14 protein-coding genes and 1 tRNA gene are annotated in these 16,680 nt (G+C 69.8%); 3 read left to right on the forward strand and 12 right to left on the reverse strand.

Annotated features, from left to right (window positions below):
* The 3 genes from ACKUU6_RS25030 to ACKUU6_RS25040 are packed head-to-tail and all read right to left on the reverse strand — an operon-like array spanning position 1 to position 3,125.
* Positions 1-432 (reverse strand): hypothetical protein, encoded by a 432-nt coding sequence (locus ACKUU6_RS25030; protein WP_407990809.1) that lies wholly within the window; start codon positions 430-432, stop codon positions 1-3.
* Complete coding sequence (locus ACKUU6_RS25035) at positions 419-2,044, reverse strand: extracellular solute-binding protein (protein ID WP_407990810.1); 1,626 nt, start codon at positions 2,042-2,044, stop codon at positions 419-421. The genes ACKUU6_RS25030 and ACKUU6_RS25035 overlap by 14 nt, the downstream gene beginning before the upstream one ends.
* 1 nt (position 2,045) lies before the next feature.
* Positions 2,046-3,125 (reverse strand): substrate-binding domain-containing protein, encoded by a 1,080-nt coding sequence (locus ACKUU6_RS25040; RefSeq protein ID WP_407990811.1) that lies wholly within the window; start codon positions 3,123-3,125, stop codon positions 2,046-2,048.
* Between the two features lie 247 nt (positions 3,126-3,372).
* Between ACKUU6_RS25040 and pyk the strand changes: the two genes are divergently transcribed.
* Positions 3,373-4,803, forward strand: a complete 1,431-nt coding sequence (gene pyk, locus ACKUU6_RS25045) for a pyruvate kinase (protein ID WP_407990812.1) — start codon at positions 3,373-3,375, stop codon at positions 4,801-4,803.
* A 39-nt stretch (positions 4,804-4,842) separates the two neighbouring features.
* On the opposite strand, the gene ACKUU6_RS25050 is transcribed toward pyk, so the two are convergent.
* On the reverse strand, positions 4,843-5,373 hold the full coding sequence (locus ACKUU6_RS25050) for a helix-turn-helix domain-containing protein (protein WP_407990813.1): 531 nt from the start codon (positions 5,371-5,373) through the stop codon (positions 4,843-4,845).
* A gap of 335 nt (positions 5,374-5,708) precedes the next feature.
* Positions 5,709-5,791, reverse strand: a tRNA-Leu gene (locus ACKUU6_RS25055).
* A 93-nt stretch (positions 5,792-5,884) separates the two neighbouring features.
* Here ACKUU6_RS25055 and ACKUU6_RS25060 point away from each other — a divergent pair.
* Positions 5,885-6,544: an ANTAR domain-containing response regulator gene (locus tag ACKUU6_RS25060; protein ID WP_407990814.1), complete on the forward strand. Its 660-nt coding sequence runs from the start codon at positions 5,885-5,887 to the stop codon at positions 6,542-6,544.
* A 57-nt stretch (positions 6,545-6,601) separates the two neighbouring features.
* Here the strand turns inward: ACKUU6_RS25060 and ACKUU6_RS25065 are convergent, their stop codons facing one another.
* The 7 genes from ACKUU6_RS25065 to ACKUU6_RS25095 form a co-directional block, all read right to left on the reverse strand.
* Positions 6,602-7,318 carry an ABC transporter ATP-binding protein gene (locus tag ACKUU6_RS25065; protein WP_407990815.1) on the reverse strand — a complete coding sequence of 239 codons (717 nt, stop codon included), beginning with the start codon at positions 7,316-7,318 and terminating at the stop codon, positions 6,602-6,604.
* The gene (locus ACKUU6_RS25070; protein WP_407990816.1) at positions 7,315-8,133 is read right to left on the reverse strand and encodes an ABC transporter ATP-binding protein; all 819 of its coding nucleotides are present in this window, start codon (positions 8,131-8,133) and stop codon (positions 7,315-7,317) included. Before ACKUU6_RS25070 ends, ACKUU6_RS25065 begins: the two co-directional genes overlap by 4 nt.
* Before the next feature lie 8 nt (positions 8,134-8,141).
* Positions 8,142-9,893: a branched-chain amino acid ABC transporter permease gene (locus ACKUU6_RS25075; protein WP_407990817.1), complete on the reverse strand. Its 1,752-nt coding sequence runs from the start codon at positions 9,891-9,893 to the stop codon at positions 8,142-8,144.
* A 5-nt stretch (positions 9,894-9,898) separates the two neighbouring features.
* On the reverse strand, positions 9,899-10,828 hold the full coding sequence (locus ACKUU6_RS25080; RefSeq protein WP_407990818.1) for a branched-chain amino acid ABC transporter permease: 930 nt from the start codon (positions 10,826-10,828) through the stop codon (positions 9,899-9,901).
* Between the two features lie 132 nt (positions 10,829-10,960).
* The gene (locus tag ACKUU6_RS25085) at positions 10,961-12,187 is read right to left on the reverse strand and encodes a branched-chain amino acid ABC transporter substrate-binding protein (RefSeq protein WP_407990819.1); all 1,227 of its coding nucleotides are present in this window, start codon (positions 12,185-12,187) and stop codon (positions 10,961-10,963) included.
* A gap of 288 nt (positions 12,188-12,475) precedes the next feature.
* On the reverse strand, positions 12,476-12,898 hold the full coding sequence (locus ACKUU6_RS25090; RefSeq protein WP_407990820.1) for a hypothetical protein: 423 nt from the start codon (positions 12,896-12,898) through the stop codon (positions 12,476-12,478).
* Between the two features lie 313 nt (positions 12,899-13,211).
* On the reverse strand, positions 13,212-13,664 hold the full coding sequence (locus ACKUU6_RS25095; protein WP_407990821.1) for a PaaI family thioesterase: 453 nt from the start codon (positions 13,662-13,664) through the stop codon (positions 13,212-13,214).
* Positions 13,665-13,865: 201 nt separating this feature from the next.
* Here ACKUU6_RS25095 and polA point away from each other — a divergent pair, with 201 nt between their 5' ends.
* Positions 13,866-16,544, forward strand: coding sequence for a DNA polymerase I (gene polA, locus ACKUU6_RS25100; RefSeq protein WP_407992234.1), 2,679 nt, complete (start codon positions 13,866-13,868; stop codon positions 16,542-16,544).
* Positions 16,545-16,680 lie beyond the last annotated feature (136 nt).

Here is a 16,680-nt window from a genome sequence, read left to right on the forward strand (position 1 = left end):
TCAGAGCTGCGCCGCCATCCGGTCGACCTCCGCCTTCAGCGCCGCCACCGGATCCACCCCGCCCGGCGCCAACGCCTCCCAACACCGGGCCCTGACGTAGCCGTCCAGCGCCACCGGCAGCTCCCACTCCACGATCCGCCGCACCCGCTCCCGGTCGGCCGCCCCGAGCGCGGCCAGCAACGCCTCCGCACCGACCGAGGAGGGCAGCCCGATCGCCGCCACCCGCTCCGCCAACGCGGCCGGCTCCGACGTCCCCCGCTTCGGCCCCCACGGCACCAGCAGCGCCCCCGCCGCGTACATCGCCGCCACCACGGCCGGCCCCCAGCCGCCGGTCAGCCCGGCCAGGTACAACCCGAGCCCCCCGGCGCCCGCCGCGCAACCCACCAGGTTGCGCGGCGACTCCAGATAGTCCAGCGCCCTACTGATAGCCACGGATCTCCTCGAACGCCCCGTCCAGGTTGCCCGTACCGTCGAACAGCTTCCCGCCGGTCAGCTCCGCGATGCCCTGGAGCTGCGCCTTGGCCGCCTCCCCGAACTGGATCGGGAAGACCGGCACCACCCGCTGACGCTCCGTCAGCGAGCCGAACCAGCTGCGGAACTCCGCCTCCTTCATCCCCTCGTTGCTCTCCCCGTCGGTCATCAGCACGATCGAGGTGAACCGGTCGTCACCGGCCGCCGCCTGCTGGCGGGCGAGCAGCTCGTACGCCTCCCGCAGCGAGTCGTACACCGCCGTCCCATCGTTCGCCTGCATGGCCCGGACATCCGTCTCGATCCGGGCCAGCTCCACCGCCGGGGCGCTCTCCGGCACCGTGTACGTCCGCTCCGACTTCACCTTCGAGGCGAACTCGATCAGGGTCACCTCCTCCCGTTCCCGGAACCGCCGCACCCCGCGCGGGTCCTGCAGCCCGGTCAGCCGCGCCATCGCCGCCTGCAACGCCTCCAGCCTGGGCCCCTTCATCGACCCCGAGGTGTCCAGCACGTACACCGTCCTGGACGGCCGACGCAGTTCGTTCTGGTACGACGACAGCAGGCCGTCGGCCACCGCCCGGGTGCCCGGGAACGGCAGTTCGCGGCGCAGGTCGGTCGGCACCCCGGCCGCCGGGGCGACGTTCGGCGTCACCGGGCGGCGTAGCGTCGCCGCCGAGATCCGCTGCTGGGTCTCGGCCGTGGTCAGGTACTTGGCCAGCCGCTGGAAGGAGTCCTGCGCGGGCTGCCCGGCCGAGGCCAGCAGTGAGAGCGGGTAGTCGGCCGAGACCACGCCGTCCAACGGGCGGATCACGGTCAGCCGGTCGGCCTCCGGCAGCGTCCGGTTCATCGAGAGCAGCACCGACTCGTAGTTCACCAGCGCGGCGACCCTGTTCTGGCCGGCCCGCTGGTACGCCTCGGCCAGCCAGCCGGAGGAGCCGGAGGTGAGCCGCTGACCCGCGAAGAACCGCTGGAGCGAGGGTGCCGCCTTGGTGACGTCCGCGTGCGTGAGGGCCGCGCCCGCGCCGGAGAACGCCGCGGCCAGCGCGACCAGGGCGGAGAAGCCTGAGTTGGAGCGGGACGGGTCCGCCATCCCGTAGGACAGCTTCCCGGCCACCGCAGCGTCCCCGAGCTGACCCCAGGTGACCTGCGAACCGTCGCCCCAGCCCAGCTCGCTGAGCATGCCGGAGCGGACCCCGACGGCGACCGGGGTGGTCATGACCGGCGTCTCGGAGAGCAGCTTGCCCTTGGCGGCGTCGTCCAGCCGCAGATAGCGGTTGGACGGGAACCAGACCGCGTCGTACTTGCCGTCCGCCTGCCCGGCTGCGACGGTGTCAGCACCGTCCAGCGAGCCGGTCCAGGTGAACTGCACGCTGACGCCGGTGGCCCTCTTCGCCTCGGCCAACACCGGTGCCATGTCCTGGAGTTCGCTGCCCGCCAGCACCCGCAGCACGCCGTCCTTGGACGGGCTCGGGGAGGGTGGCTCGGGTTCGCTGGTGCAGGACGTCGCCGTCAGGGCCAGGGTCACGACCAGGGCCAGGACGGCCGGTCCGGTCCGTCGGAATATCGCGGTCCTCATCTCACTTGCCCTTCGCCGCTTCGACCAGCTTGGCCAGCACCGGGACGGCGGCCACCTGGGCCTGCCTGATGTCTGCGGTGGCCAGGTCCGCCGCGAAGTCCGGGCCCTGGTGCCCCTCCAGGGCCTTGCCGAGCGCTCCCGGATCGGCCGTCGGGCGGAAGCCGTGCCGGGCCTCCAGCGCACGCAGTTTCGGGCTGTCCCGGAGCAGTTCGGCCACCTTCCGGCCCTCCGGCGTCAAGCCGACGGCCGTGTGGTCACTCCATACGGTGGTGTCCGGGTACAGCACCACCAGGTCGCCCGTCGAAATCCCGTGCGCCTTCAGCGAGGCCACCTGGGACTCGTAGACCAGCACCAGCGGGTTGCCGACACCGGACCGGAAGTCGCTGAACGGGCCGTCGGAGCTCGTCTTCTGGTCACCCTGCTTGTCCGTCAGCTTCTTCAGCAGCGTCCCGACCCGGTCGAACCCCGCGTCGTCCGCCACCACCCGCTCACCGTTCGCCAGGTACGAGACGGCGGCCAGATGCAGCGCTCCCGAGGAGGACGTGCGTGGATCGGTGGTGGTCAGGTAGATGTCGCCGGACAGCTCCGCCTTGCCGGCGGCTCCTTTGAGCTGCGACCACTTGGTGTCGTTCCGGACCGCCTCCATGTACGGCCCCATCCGCAGCTTCCACGGGTTCTGGCCTGACTGCTCGGCCAGGTCGTTGGCCTTGAGGACCTCGGCCGTCGACCGGTGTGCGATCACCACCAGCGGCGAATAGAACGGACGTACCGGCTCGGTGGTGATGCCCTTGCTCTTCGCGATCTCCTCGGCCGGTCCCCGGCTGGCTGGAAAGGCCAGGTCGACGCCGTTCAGGTCCGAGCCGGCCATCGACCAGGAGCCGATGGTCTGCTGCCGGACGTCGAGCCCGTTCGCCCTGAACTCGGCTGCCACCTCAGGGTCGTTGAAGAACTCGGCCTTCTCCGAACCGATCAGCACCCGGACCGGTTTCAGATCCTCCGCCTGGCCGGCGTGCAGGTAGACCGCGAGTCCGACCCCGCACAGCAGCGCCACGGCCACCAGTACGCCGATGACTCTTCTCATCGCCAACCCTTCCCCCATGAGCGGCAGTTCATGACCTCAAGGGTCCCGCCCGGGTGGGAGCGGGATGCGACGCGAGGTTGAACCGGGGGTGAACAGGCCTTCACGGAACCGCAACGAACGGCCAACCGGCTTCTGCAGCAAGGGAAGTCACGACAAGTCACATCGTTCACCCAATCGTTCAACAATCGCCATGGTGAAGTCGGCCGGAACGTCGATGTTACGTACCGGTAATGCCTAGGCTCGTGCCATGCGCCGAGCAAAAATCGTCTGTACTCTCGGGCCCGCCGCCGACTCGTACGACCAGATCAAAGCACTGGTCGAAGCCGGTATGGACATCGCCCGCTTCAATCTCAGCCACGGCTCCCAGCTCGAACACGAGGAGCGCTACCGCCGGGTCCGCAAGGCCTCCGACGAGACCGGCCGCAGCGTCGGTGTCCTGGTGGACCTCCAAGGTCCGAAGATCCGGCTCGACACCTTCGCCGAGGGGCCCGTACTCCTTGAACGCGGTGACGAGTTCACCATCTCGGTGGAGGACGGGGTGATCGGTGACCGCGACATCTGCGGCACCACCTACCGCGGCCTGGCCAACGACGTGGCCCGTGGCGAACGCATCCTGGTCGACGACGGCCGGGTCTGCCTGGAGGTCACCCACGTCGACGGGCCCCGGGTGCACTGCATCGTCATCGAGGGCGGCCTGATCTCCGACCACAAGGGCCTCAACCTCCCCGGCGTAGCCGTCTCGGTGCCCGCGCTCAGCGACAAGGACGTCGCCGACCTGCGCTGGGCCCTGCGGACCGGCGCCGACCTGATCGCGCTCTCCTTCGTCCGCACCGGCAAGGACGTCGAGGACGTCCGCCGGATCATGGCCGAGGAGGGCAGGTCCGTCCCGGTCATCGCCAAGATCGAGAAGCCGCAGGCGGTCGACAACCTGGAGTCCATCGTCGACGCCTTCGACGGCATCATGGTCGCCCGTGGCGACCTGGGCGTCGAAATGCCGCTGGAGCAGGTCCCGTTGGTGCAGAAGCGCGCCATCAAGCTGGCCAAGCGGAACGCCAAGCCGGTGATCGTCGCCACCCAGATGCTGGACTCGATGATCAACGCCTCCCGCCCCACCCGGGCCGAGGCCTCCGACGTCGCCAACGCCGTACTGGACGGCACCGACGCGGTGATGCTCTCCGGCGAGACCTCCGTCGGCAAGTTCCCCGTCGAGACCGTCCGGACGATGTCCCGGATCATCACCGCGGTCGAGGAGGACACCCTCGCGGCCGGCCTCCCGCCGCTCACCGAGCGGAACAAGCCCCGCACCCAGGGCGGCGCGGTGGCCCGCGCGGCCGCCGAGATCGGCGACTTCCTCAACGCCAAGTACCTGATCGCCTTCACCCAGTCCGGCGACACCGCCCGCCGGCTCTCCCGCTACCGCTCACCCATCCCCGTGCTCGCCTTCACCTACGAGCCCGCCGTCCGCAGCCAACTCGCCGTCACCTGGGGCGCCGAAACCTTCCTCGGCCCCTTCGCCGCCACCACCGACGAGATGGTCGCCCAGGTGGACGCCCAGCTGCTCTCCCTCGGCCGCTGCCAGAAGGGCGACATCGTCGTCATCACCGCCGGCTCACCCCCCGGCCTGGCCGGCTCCACCAACCTGGTCCGCGTCCACCACGTCGGGGAACTCGACAACTGAGTCCACGTGGGGGCACGGCCACGGCTGCGCCCCCACCGTTCAGTACTTCGGCCCGATGTACTGGTCCATCAGCGCGACGGACGCCCTCCGCGCCACCGAGATGTTGACCGCACCGGTCGGTCGCGCATAGGACTTCCACGCGACGCCGACCGCGTCGAGGGTGTCGGTGAAGAGCCGGACTATGTCGGTCGAGGTGTTGGTGAAGAAGTAGCGCGGGTACTCGTACCGCGTGACGACCCCGTCGGTCGTCCTGCTCGCCCAGTTGACGATCCGGCAGCCGTCCGAGTGGATCAGCCCGCGGAGCAGCGCCCAGGGGTGGGCGTCGACCAGCTCCCGCTGCCACGGCACCAGGGCTATGGGGCGTTCGTGCTTCTTGCCCGGGCCGTGCTGGGGGAAGAGGCACGGCAGGTGCCTGGAGTAGACCTTGACGTAGTGACAGCCGGTGTTGCGCACACGGCAGACGGAGTTGTTGGGCAGGACACATCTGACGGCCCGCTCGGCTGAGTCGATGAGGCCGGGCCAGGCGTCCCCGCAGGCGATGCTGAGACTGGGGGCACGCTGCTTGGTCACGATGTGACCGTCACCCAGATAGAGGCCGAGCAGATAGACGTACGACGGCGGATCGAGTGGATCACCATGACAGCGTGGGCAGGTCGAACGCCTCTGCCCAGGGAGGTCACCTCGTCGGGATCGATCCCAGTGTCTCCAGTAGCTCACGGTCCCGTAGGGCGCACCGAGCAGACGCGCTACGTCGGCGTTGGACATTCCACCGAGCATGAGGTCAAGAGCCTGCTGGCGGAGAGGGCTGGCGGTCATGTATGCCAGCGTCTGGCCCTACGCAGTCCCGACACGGGGCGGACAGACTGTAAACCACTCGTGATGATGAACCTGCTGGGTCAGACGAGTACCGGGTGCGGGACTCGAACCCGCAAGCCCTTTCGGGCAGATGTGTTTGAGACATCCGTGTATGCCATTCCACCAACCCGGCAGGGTCGAGCGATCAGAAGGATACCCTGTGCGCGCCTTCCCGTGCAGCTGGGTAGGCTCGTGCATGCAGCACCCCGCCGGAACGAGGAGCCCCGTGAGCACCGCCGACGAGCAGGCCCAGCCGCTTGACACCGACTTGCCCCAGATCACCCGAATTGTCATCGCCGAGGACGAGACCCTGATCCGCCTCGACCTCAAGGAGATGCTTGAGGAGGAGGGGTACACGGTCGTCGGCGAGGCCGGTGACGGGGAGACGGCGGTGAAGCTGGTCGAGGAGCTCAGGCCCGACCTGGCCATCCTGGACGTGAAGATGCCGATCCTGGACGGCCTCTCGGCCGCCGAGCGGATCCACGAGGCGCACCTCGCCCCCGTCCTGATGCTGACCGCGTTCTCGCAGCGCGAGCTGGTGGACCGGGCCCGGGACGCGGGTGCGATGGCGTACATCGTGAAGCCGTTCAGCAAGAGCGACCTGGTGCCCGCGATCGAGATGGCCGTCTCGCGCTACACCGAGATGCGGACGCTGGAGGAGGAGATCGCCGACCTCACCCAGCGCCTGGAGACCCGCAAGCTGGTCGACCGCGCGAAGAGCGTGCTGCAGACCAAGTTCGGGCTGACCGAGCCCGCCGCCTTCCGCTGGATCCAGAAGACCTCGATGGACCGCCGGATGACCATGGCCGCCGTCGCGGAGGCCGTGATCGAGGAGGGCGTCGCCCAGGACAAGAAGAAGGCCGAGCCGGCGGCGCCCGAAGCCTGAGGCAGGTACGACGAAGGGCCCGGCCGAGCGGCCGGGCCCTTCGCGTTGCCGAAACGGTCAGTCCTCACCCAGGTACGCCTTGCGCACCGAGTCGTTGCCGAGCAGGTCGCGACCGGTGCCGGTGAGCACGATCCGGCCGGTCTCCATCACGTACCCCTGGTCGGAGAGCGAGAGCGCCGCCTGCGCGTTCTGCTCGACCAGCAGGATGGTGGTGCCCGAGGCCTTGAGCTCGACGATGGTCGCCATGATCTTCTGCATCATCAGCGGGGAGAGACCCATCGAGGGCTCGTCCAGCATCAGCAGCTTCGGACGGGACATCAGCGCCCGGCCCATGGCGAGCATCTGCTGCTCGCCGCCGGAGAGGGTGCCGGCGGCCTGCTTGCGCCGTTCGCCGAGGATCGGGAAGAGCGTGTAGGCGCGCTCGACGTCCTCGGTGATGCCGGCGGCGTCCTTCCGGAGGAAGGCGCCGAGCAGCAGGTTCTCCTCGATCGTCATCCGGGGGAAGATGTGCCGGCCCTCGGGGGAGTGCGCGAGGCCGAGCGAGACGATCTTGTGGGCGGGTACCGTGCCGAGCGGCTGCCCGTCGAAGGTCACCGTGCCGCCGGTCGGCTTGAGCAGACCGGAGAGGGTGCGCAGGGTGGTGGTCTTGCCGGCGCCGTTGGTGCCGATCAGGGTGGTCACCTCACCCTGGTTCACGGTGAAACTGATGCCCTTGACGGCCTCGATCTTGCCGTAGGCGACGCGGAGGTCCTGGACCTCAAGCAGCGCGGTCATGTGGCGTCCTCCGCCTGCTCGTCGGTGCTGGTCGCGGTCTCGAGGGGCGCACCGAGGTACGCCGTGATGACCCGCTCGTCGTTCTGGACGGTCTCCTTGTCGCCCTCGACGATCTTCTGGCCCTGGACCAGGACGGCCGTCCGGTCGCAGAGGTTGAAGATGAACTTCATGTCGTGCTCGATCACCAGGATCGCGATGCCCAGGTCGCGGATCGCGAACACCAACTGCTCGGCGGCGTTGGTCTCCTGGGGGTTCATGCCGGCGGTCGGCTCGTCCAGGAGCAGCAGGCCGGGGTCGCTGGCGAGTGCCCTGGCGATCTCCAGCTTGCGCTGCTCGCCGTACGGGAGGTTGCGGGCCAGGTGGTCGGCCTTGGCCGCCAGGCCGGTGAACTCGAGGAGTTCCATGGCCCGTTCGCGGCTGGCGTTCTCGGCCCGGTGGTAGCCGGGGCCGCGCAGGATGGCCGAGAACAGGCCCTCCTTGGTGCGGGTGTGCCGGCCGACCAGGACGTTCTCCAGGACGGTCATGTTGCCGAACAGCCGGATGTTCTGGAAGGTCCGGGCGATGCCGGCCTGGGTGACCAGGTGCGGCTTGGGCGGCAGCACGGTGCCCTGGTAGCTGACGGTGCCCTCGGTGGGGACGTAGAGGCCCGTGAGGCAGTTGAAGAAGGTGGTCTTGCCGGCGCCGTTGGGGCCGATCAGACCGACGATCTCGCCGGCGTTGACCGTGAGGTCGACGTTGTTGACGGCGGTCAGGCCGCCGAACTTCATCGTGACGCCACGGGCGTCGAGCACGGGGGCGCTCGTGGTGGTGCTCATCTGGCTGTTCACGCCCCTGCCTTGGTGAGTGCGGTCTCGCTGGGCGGCGAGGTCTGGGCGGGGATGTCCGCCTCGTGGAACTCCAACTTGGCGCGCCGGTTGGCGATCATGCCTTCGGGGCGGACCCGCATGAGGATGATGAGGGTGATGCCGAAGGCCAGCAGCTGGTAGTTGGAGAGGAACTCGAGCTTCTTCGGGACCAGGAAGAGCAGCGTCGCGCCGACCAGCGGCCCGCTGATGGTGCCCATGCCGCCGAGGATGACGGCGGCCAGCAGGAAGGCCGAGTTCGGCGGGAGCGCCTCGGCGAAGGTGTACTGGTCGGGGGTGACGGTGTAGCTGACGTGGGCCTGGACGGTGCCGGCCAGGCCGGCCAGGCAGGCGCCGAGGGCGAAGGCGAGCAGCTTGAGGCGGAAGCCGTTGATGCCCATGGCCTCGGCTGCGGTCTCGTCCTCGCGGATGGCGACCCAGGCGCGGCCGATCCGGGAGCTGCCGACCCGGGCGAACACCAGGACGACGAACGCGGTGACGAGCAGCATCAGCAGGTAGTAGTTGGAGAAGCGGCCGAGTTCGACACCGGCGATGGTGTGCTTCTGGCCGAGGTTGAAGCCGAGGATCTCCAGGTCCGGGATGCGCGGGATGCCGTTGGAGCCGTTGGTGATCTTCGGTCCGGTGGTCCCGTTGAGGTTGTTCATGGTGATGCGGAAGATCTCGCCGAAGCCCAGGGTGACGATGGCGAGGTAGTCGCCGCGCAGCCGCAGGGTGGGGGCGCCGATCAGTACGCCGAAGACCATGGAGGCCGCCGCGCCGGTCAGCATGGCTGCCCAGAACGGGAACTGGACGTGGATCGGGGAGGCGGGGGAGCCGGAGACCAGGGCGGCGGCGTACGCGCCGACGCCGAGGAAGGCGACGTACCCGAGGTCGAGCAGACCGGCCAGGCCGACCACGATGTTCAGGCCCAGGGCGACCGTGGCGAAGATCAGGATGTTCGCCGCGACCGAGGTGTACTGGTCGCTGGTCTGGGTGAACGGGAAGCCTGCGGCGGCGGCGAAGGCGGCGCCGGTGGCGACCGGGCGGTGCTTGATCGTCAGGGCTCGCAGTCGGGGCAGCAGCCCGGACTTGGTGAGGGACGCGACGACGAACCCGGCCAGGATCAGGTATCCGGCGAACAGCTCGCCGTACTCGGTGTCGATGCCGAAGGTGATCGCGAACAGGCCGACGGCGAAGGCCGCGACGATGAGCAGCACCTCGACGGAGGAGGGGAGCTGACGGGCCTTCGGCAGCGGGCGGTCGCTCTTGGCGAGGCGCAGGCCCCAGCTGGTGCCCTTGGGGTGGCGGTCGACGGGCAGGCCGAGCGCGCCGATCAGGGCGAGCAGCGAGGCGAGGCCGGCGATCCACCCGCCGGGCTCGAGGTTGGCCAGGCCGCCGAGGTCGGTGGCGATGGCGATGAGGGTGAACCAGGTGACGGCCGCCCCGCCGAACGCGGCGTACAGGAGGCCGTTGTCGCTGCCGCTCGGGCTGGTCCAGCGCAGGCCCGGGACGCCGTAGGACGCGAGGGCGAGCAGCAGGGTGAGCAGGCCGGCGGTGAGGGTGAGCCACTGCAGGCCGCCCGGGTAGCCGGTGACCGTGAGGTCGCCGGGGAAGTCGGCGGTCCAGGTCCAGGCCAGGAAGGCGGAGGCGGCGGTGGCGAGGGCACCGACGGCGGTGACGGCGCGGGCGGCGCCGAGCGGCAGGGGGATGACCGGAGTGGTCTCAGTGCTCATGGTGGTCACGCCCTGTCCGCGACGCGCTCGCCGAGCAGGCCCTGTGGCCGGACGAGCAGTACGACGATGAGGAGTACGAAGGCCCAGACGTCCTTCCAGGCGGCGCCGCCGAAGAGCTCCATGCCGGGGACGTGCTGGATGTAGGCGGTGGCGAGTCCTTCGGTGAGGCCGAGGGCGAGGCCGCCGAGCATGGCGCCGTAGATGTTGCCGATGCCGCCGAGGACGGCGGCGGTGAACGCCTTGAGGCCGAGCAGGATGCCCATCCGGGAGTCGACCTGGCCGGTGCGGAGGCCGTAGGCGACGGCGGCGACGGCGGCGAACGCGGCACCGATGGCGAAGGCCATCACGATGATGCGGTCGGTGTCGATGCCCATCAGCTTGGCGGTGTCCGGGTCCTGGCTGGTGGCCTGCATGGCCCGGCCGGAGCGGGTCTTGGCGACGAACCAGCCGAGGATGACCATGCAGAGCGGGGCCGCGATGATCAGGAAGATGTCGCTGCGCTGGATGGTGACGCCGACCAGCTCGAAGGGGTCACCGGGGATCTTCGGGAAGACCCGGGCCTTCTTGGCGTCGGGGTAGAAGGAGAAGACCAGCTGCTGCAGCACGATCGAGAGGCCGATGGCGGTGATCAGCGGGGCGAGCCGGGGGGCGCCGCGCAGGGGCCGGTAGGCGAACCGCTCGGCGCCGACGGCGACCAGGGTCGAGACCAGGATGCCGGCCAGCAGCATCAGGGGGATGGCTATCCACAGGCTGGTGCCACCGGGCAGGGCGAGGAAGGCGGTGAGGGCTCCGAAGCCGCCGACCATGAAGATCTCGCCATGGGCGAAGTTGATGAGCTGGACGATGCCGTAGACCATCGTGTAGCCGATCGCGACGAGCCCGTAGAGGGCTCCCAGGATCAGGCCGTTGGCCAGCTGCTGCGGTAGTTCGTGCACCGCTCGGCCTCCGTAGTGCGCGCGTGGTACGCGTGTGGGGGTGGATGTGGGTGCGCGGGGGCGCTCGTGGCGCCCCCGCGCGGGTTGTTCAGGAGTTGACGAACCGTCAGCCGGTCGCCCGGCCGATCAGGTTCAGCCGGCGAAGGTGCCGGACTTGGCCACGGCCCATGTGCCGTCCTTGACGGCGTAGACGGTGAGCTGCTTGTTGGTGGTGTCGCCGTACTCGTCGAAGGAGACCTTGCCGGTCACGCCCTCGAAGGAGACGGCCTGGACGGCCGCCACGACCTTGGCGCGGGCATCCGCCGGCAGCTTGCCGTTGTTGGCGGCGACGACGGCCTTGACACCCTGGATGATGGCCCAGGCGCTGTCGTAGGAGTAACCGCCGTAGGTCTCGTAGGCGTCCTTGTAGGCGGCGGCCTTGTAGTCCGCGATGAACTTCGCGGCGGAGGGCAGCTGCTCGACCGGGAGGCCGACCGAGGTGGCGAGGTCGCCCTGGCTCTTCGGGTTGAGCTTGATGAAGTCGGCGCTCTGGATGCCGTCGCCGCCCATCAGCGGGATGTTGACGCCACCCTCCTTGAGCTGGAGCGAGAGCGGGCCGGCGGCCGGGTACTCGCCGCCGTAGTAGATCGCCTCGGCGCCGGAGGACTTGACCTTGGTGACGATCGCGTTGAAGTCGCGGTCGTCGGGGTTCACGTGCTCCTCGCCGACGATGGTGCCGCCGAGCTTGGTGAACTCGCCCTTGAAGGTACCGGCGAGGCCGGCGCCGTAGGTCTTCTGGTCGTCGATCAGGAAGACCTTCTTCTTCGCTGCCTCGTTCACCAGGTACTGGGCCGCGAACGGGCCCTGCACGGCGTCGGTGGTGGAGGTGCGGAAGTAGGACTTGAACGGGCGGGCCTTCTTGCCGGAGGCCCAGGCCTCGCCCTGGCTGAGCGCGACACCGGTGTTGGCGGGGGAGATCTGCACCAGGTTGGCGTCGTTGAAGATCTGCTGCATCGACTGGGCGACGCTGGAGTTCAGCGGGCCGACCACGCCGATGACGGTCTTGTCGGCGACCAGGTTGGTGGCGTTCTGCTGGCCGGGGGCCGGCTTGGCGGTGTCGTCCAGGGCCTTGATCTCGAACTTGACGCCCGGGACCTCGTTCTTGGCGTTGGCCTGCTTTACGGCCAGGTCCACCGAGTTCTTGATGCCGAGGCCGAGGGCGGAGAGGTCGCCGGTGAGCGGCGCGTCGACGCCGATGGTCACGGTGGTGGAACCGGCCGCACCGTCTTCGGCCTTCTTCTCGCCGCGCGAACCGCAGGCGGAGAGGGAGAGCGCGCCGGCGACTGCGATGCTCACGACAAGCAGTGAACGATTACGCACGAGGGGTCCCTTTCTGAGGAAAGCACCAGGCCGGAGGAGGCGGGGTGCCGGGTCGCGCGCTGGGGCCAGGCCCGATCCGTTGGCGCGGTGACTGGCCGTGACTCTAGAACGTGATCGGCGCCTCTGGCAGGGGTGCGGGCATGCTGTGATTCTCTTGTTATGAGGCATGCCGACGTAATCTCACATACTGATCAGTCTCTCCTCACCGGACACCATGCGCTAGAGGGCATCAGGGGCCACGGAGCAGTGAAACCAACGGAATCGGCAGGTGATGACGGATCTCTCCGATTATCGGACGCCGCCGTCCGGGGAGGTATCCTCGGGCGCTGATGTCCGGATATCGGAATCCGGGCAGGCGATATGCAGGTTCCTGGACAGGTCGGCGGCGTAGCGGTCGCCCAGTATCTGGCTGAGAGTCTGGATTGCGCGCGGATTACGCAGCGTTACATCGAGGTATGGCAGCCCCGCGTCGCGGGGCGCGGCCGCGCAGTCCTCGACGGCGTACTCCACCTCCAGCGGAGCGCTCTGACCAGGCATCACGCTGTACGGCAGACCGCGACGCACCGCGACGGTCAGCCCCGGGTACCCCTGGCGCACCGCGAGCAGGTCGACCGGCTGCGCTCCGCTGACCGCGAAGATCACCCGGAGTGCGAAGTCGCGCCTTCCCGGGACCGCGTCCCGGTCGGGCCCCGCGTAGCTGAAGGCGGTCACCCGTGAAGGGTACGGCGGTGGGTCGCCGGCCGGTGGCCGGGAGGGTCCGCCGCGGAGCGTGGTGAGGGTGGCCACCGCGAGCAGGAGCCCTGCCAGCGCGTACAGCTGACGACGCGTCAGCCTGCGGCGGGGCGCCTCGGCCACGGCCGGTGGCACCGTCCCCGGCCCGGCCTCGACCGGGCCCAGGCTGCCGCCAGGACCCTCGCTCCGCCGTCCACCCCCGGACATGCCGCCGCCCCCTCGTCTGGACCAGGGCCTGCCCAGCGGCGGCAGCGGTCAAACAAGGGGGCGGCGGACAGGCGGCGGACAGGGCCTAGAGGTCCCGCAGCATGCAGGTCAGCCGGCAGCTGGTGATCCGCTTGCCGGTGTCGTCGGTGATGGCGATCTCGTACGTCGCGGCCGTCCGGCCCTTGAACACCGCGGTGGCCACCCCGGTCACCAACCCCGAGGTGGCGGACCGGTGGTGGGTCGCGTTCAGGTCCACGCCGACCGCGTAACGGCCGGGGCCCGCGTGCAGCATCGCGCCGATCGAACCCAGCGTCTCGGCCAGCGCGGCCGAGGCCCCGCCGTGCAGCAGCCCGTACGGCTGCTGGTTGCCCTCCACCGGCATGGTGCCGACCACCCGGTCCCCGCTGGCCTCCACCACCTTGATGCCGAGCCGGTCACCGAGGTGGCCGCCGGAGAAGGTGGCGGGGTCGACGCCCAGCTTGGCGAAGTGATCGAGGACGTCCTGCGGGACGTTCAGGATCGGGGCCGCGTCGGTCATGGTGCTCCTGCCGTTCGAGGGTGGGGTCGCGTGCTCCCGTGATGGTACGACCGCCGCTCGCGGCGGCGGCAGGTTGTCGGCGGCGGGCCATAGGATCGGTCATCGGCAGAGCAATCGGCAGGAACGGACGTTGACGTGGCTACGCAGAGTGCAGACAAGGGCGCGCCGGGCGGCGCCGGTGCGGGCGACCGGCCCCGGCTGATGCTGCTCGACGGGCATTCGATGGCCTACCGGGCCTGGTTCGCGCTGCCCGCGGAGAACTTCTCCACCGTCACCGGCCAGACCACCAACGCGATCTACGGCTTCGCCTCGATGCTCGCCAACACGGTGCGGGACGAGCGGCCCACCCACCTCGCGGTCGCCTTCGACCTCTCCCGGAAGACCTTCCGCTCCGAGGAGTTCCCCGACTACAAGGCGAACCGGGCGAAGACGCCGGACGAGTTCAAGAGCCAGATCGGCCTGATCCACGAGCTGCTCGACGCGATGCACATCGCCCGGATGTCCGTCGAGGGCTTCGAGGCCGACGACATCATCGCCACCCTGGCCACCGCCGCCGCGGCCGAGGGCTTCGAGGTGCTGATCGTCACCGGCGACCGGGACGCGCTCCAGCTGGTCAACGAGCACGTCACCGTGCTCTACCCGACCAAGGGCGTCTCCGAGCTCACCCGGTACACGCCGGAGAAGGTCACCGAGAAGTACGGCGTGACGCCCGCCCAGTACCCGGACCTGGCGGCGCTGCGCGGCGACCCGTCGGACAACCTCCCCGGCATCCCCGGGGTCGGCGAGAAGACCGCCGCCAAGTGGGTCAACCAGTTCGGCTCCTTCGACGAGCTGGTCTCCCGGGCCGACGAGGTCAAGGGCAAGATCGGCGAGAAGCTCCGCGAGCACCTCGACTCGGTCAAGCGCAACCGGGTACTCACCGAGCTGGTCCGCACCGTCGAACTCCCGCTCGGCGTGCCCGAGCTGGTCCGCATCCCGTTCGACCGCGAGGCGGTCGGCCAGCTGCTGGAGTCGCTGGAGTTCCGCAACCCCAACTTCCGCGAGCGGGTCTACGGCGTCGACCCGGCCGGTGCCGAGCTGGCCCAGGAGGTCGCCGCCGCCCCCGGCGTCGCGGTCGAGGGCACGCTCCTCACCGAGCCCGGCGCGCTGGCCGGCTGGCTGGCCGAGCGGCCCGCCGAGCTGATCGCGGTCGCCGCCATCCACCAGTGGTCGCTCGGCACCGGCGAGGTCGGCGAGATCGCGCTGGCCGCCGGTGAGACGGCCGCCTGGTTCGACCCCACCCAGCTCACCGAGCAGGACGAACGCGCCTTCGCCGACTGGCTCGCCGACGCCGACCGGCCCAAGGCGCTGCACATCGCCAAGCAGGTCATCCGGGCCTTCGCCGAGCGCAGTTGGACCATCCGCGGCATCGTCGCCGACACCGCGCTGGCCGCCTACCTGGACAAGCCGGGCCGCCGCACCTTCACCCTGGACGTGCTGGCCGAGGAGTACCTGGCCCGCTCGCTGGCCCCCGCCGAGGTGGCCGAGAGCGGCCAGCTCTCCTTCGACGCCCCCGAGCACGACCCGACGGCCGGCGCCCAGGCGCTGATGGCCCAGGCGCGGGCGGTGCTGGATCTGGCGGCCTTCTTCGAGACCCGGCTCGCCCAGGTCGGCGCGACGGGGCTGCTCCAGGAGATGGAGCTGCCGATCGCCGAGCTGCTGGCCCGGATGGAGCGCACCGGCATCGCCGCCGACCGCGAGTGGCTCACCACCATCGAGTCGCAGTTCGCCGCCGAGATCCAGCGGGTGGTCGGAGAGGCGCATGCCGCCGCCGGGCACGAGTTCAACCTCGGCTCGCCCAAGCAGCTCCAGGAGATCCTGTTCGGCGAGCTGGCCCTGCCCAAGACCAAGAAGATCAAGACCGGGTACACCACGGACGCCGACGCCCTGATGTGGCTGGCCGGCCAGACCACCAACGAGCTGCCGGTCATCCTGCTCCGCCACCGGGACCAGGCCAAGCTGCGCACCACGGTCGAGGGTCTGCTCAAGACCGTCTCGCCGAAGGGTCGGATCCACACCACCTTCAACCAGATGGTCGCCGCCACCGGCCGGCTGTCCTCCCAGGACCCGAACCTCCAGAACATCCCGGTCCGGACGGAGGAGGGCCGGCAGATCCGCCGCGCCTTCGTGGTCGGCGAGGGCTACGAAGCGCTGCTCACCGCCGACTACTCGCAGATCGAGCTCCGGATCATGGCCCACCTCTCCGAGGACACCGCCCTGATCGAGGCCTTCGAGTCCGGCGAGGACCTGCACACCACGGTCGCCTCCCAGGTCTTCGACGTCCAGCCCGAGGCGGTCGACGCCGAGATGCGGCGGAAGATCAAGGCGATGTCGTACGGGCTGGCGTACGGCCTGTCGGCGTACGGGCTCTCGCAGCAGCTCGGCATCAAGCCCGGCGAGGCGCAGGGCCTGATGGACACCTACTTCGAGCGCTTCGGCGGCGTCCGCGACTACCTGCACCGGGTGGTCGAGGAGGCCCGCGCGATCGGGTACACCGAGACCCTGCTCGGGCGGCGGCGCTACCTGCCCGACCTCACCAGCGACAACCGGCAGCGGCGGGAGATGGCGGAGCGGATGGCGCTCAACGCGCCGATCCAGGGCTCCGCCGCGGACATCGTGAAGATCGCCATGCTGAACGTCGACAAGGCGCTGGTCGGGGCCGGGCTCAAGACCCGGATGCTGCTCCAGGTCCACGACGAGATCGTGCTCGAACTCGCACCGGGGGAGCGGGAGCGGGTGGAGGCACTGGTCCGGGAGCAGATGGCCGGCGCCTACCCGCTCCGCGCCCCGCTCGACGTCTCGGTCGGCGTCGGCCCCAACTGGGAAGAGGCCGCGCACTGACCACCAGGGGCCGGGGCTCTGCTGATGTGCGGCTCCGCCGCGTGGGCGGAGCCGACCTCAGGAGCGTTCAACGTGCGTGTGCGGTCAGGAACTTCCGTCTGTGACCCCGGCGCCAGATCTCCTCGCAGTTCCCCGA

The sequence above is a fragment of the Kitasatospora sp. CMC57 genome (assembly GCF_045866025.2).
Taxonomy (GTDB): Bacteria; Actinomycetota; Actinomycetes; order Streptomycetales; family Streptomycetaceae; genus Kitasatospora.

Coding starts and splice junctions, on each gene's coding strand:
- ACKUU6_RS25095 (WP_407990821.1), bottom strand. CDS start 13,664: ATGACCGACGCGGCCCCGATCCTGAACGTCCCGCAGGACGTCCTCGAT.
- ACKUU6_RS25040 (WP_407990811.1), bottom strand. CDS start 3,125: ATGAGAAGAGTCATCGGCGTACTGGTGGCCGTGGCGCTGCTGTGCGGG.
- polA (WP_407992234.1), top strand. CDS start 13,866: ATGCTGCTCGACGGGCATTCGATGGCCTACCGGGCCTGGTTCGCGCTG.
- ACKUU6_RS25075 (WP_407990817.1), bottom strand. CDS start 9,893: ATGAGCACTGAGACCACTCCGGTCATCCCCCTGCCGCTCGGCGCCGCC.
- ACKUU6_RS25065 (WP_407990815.1), bottom strand. CDS start 7,318: ATGACCGCGCTGCTTGAGGTCCAGGACCTCCGCGTCGCCTACGGCAAG.
- ACKUU6_RS25070 (WP_407990816.1), bottom strand. CDS start 8,133: ATGAGCACCACCACGAGCGCCCCCGTGCTCGACGCCCGTGGCGTCACG.
- ACKUU6_RS25035 (WP_407990810.1), bottom strand. CDS start 2,044: ATGAGGACCGCGATATTCCGACGGACCGGACCGGCCGTCCTGGCCCTG.
- pyk (WP_407990812.1), top strand. CDS start 3,373: ATGCGCCGAGCAAAAATCGTCTGTACTCTCGGGCCCGCCGCCGACTCG.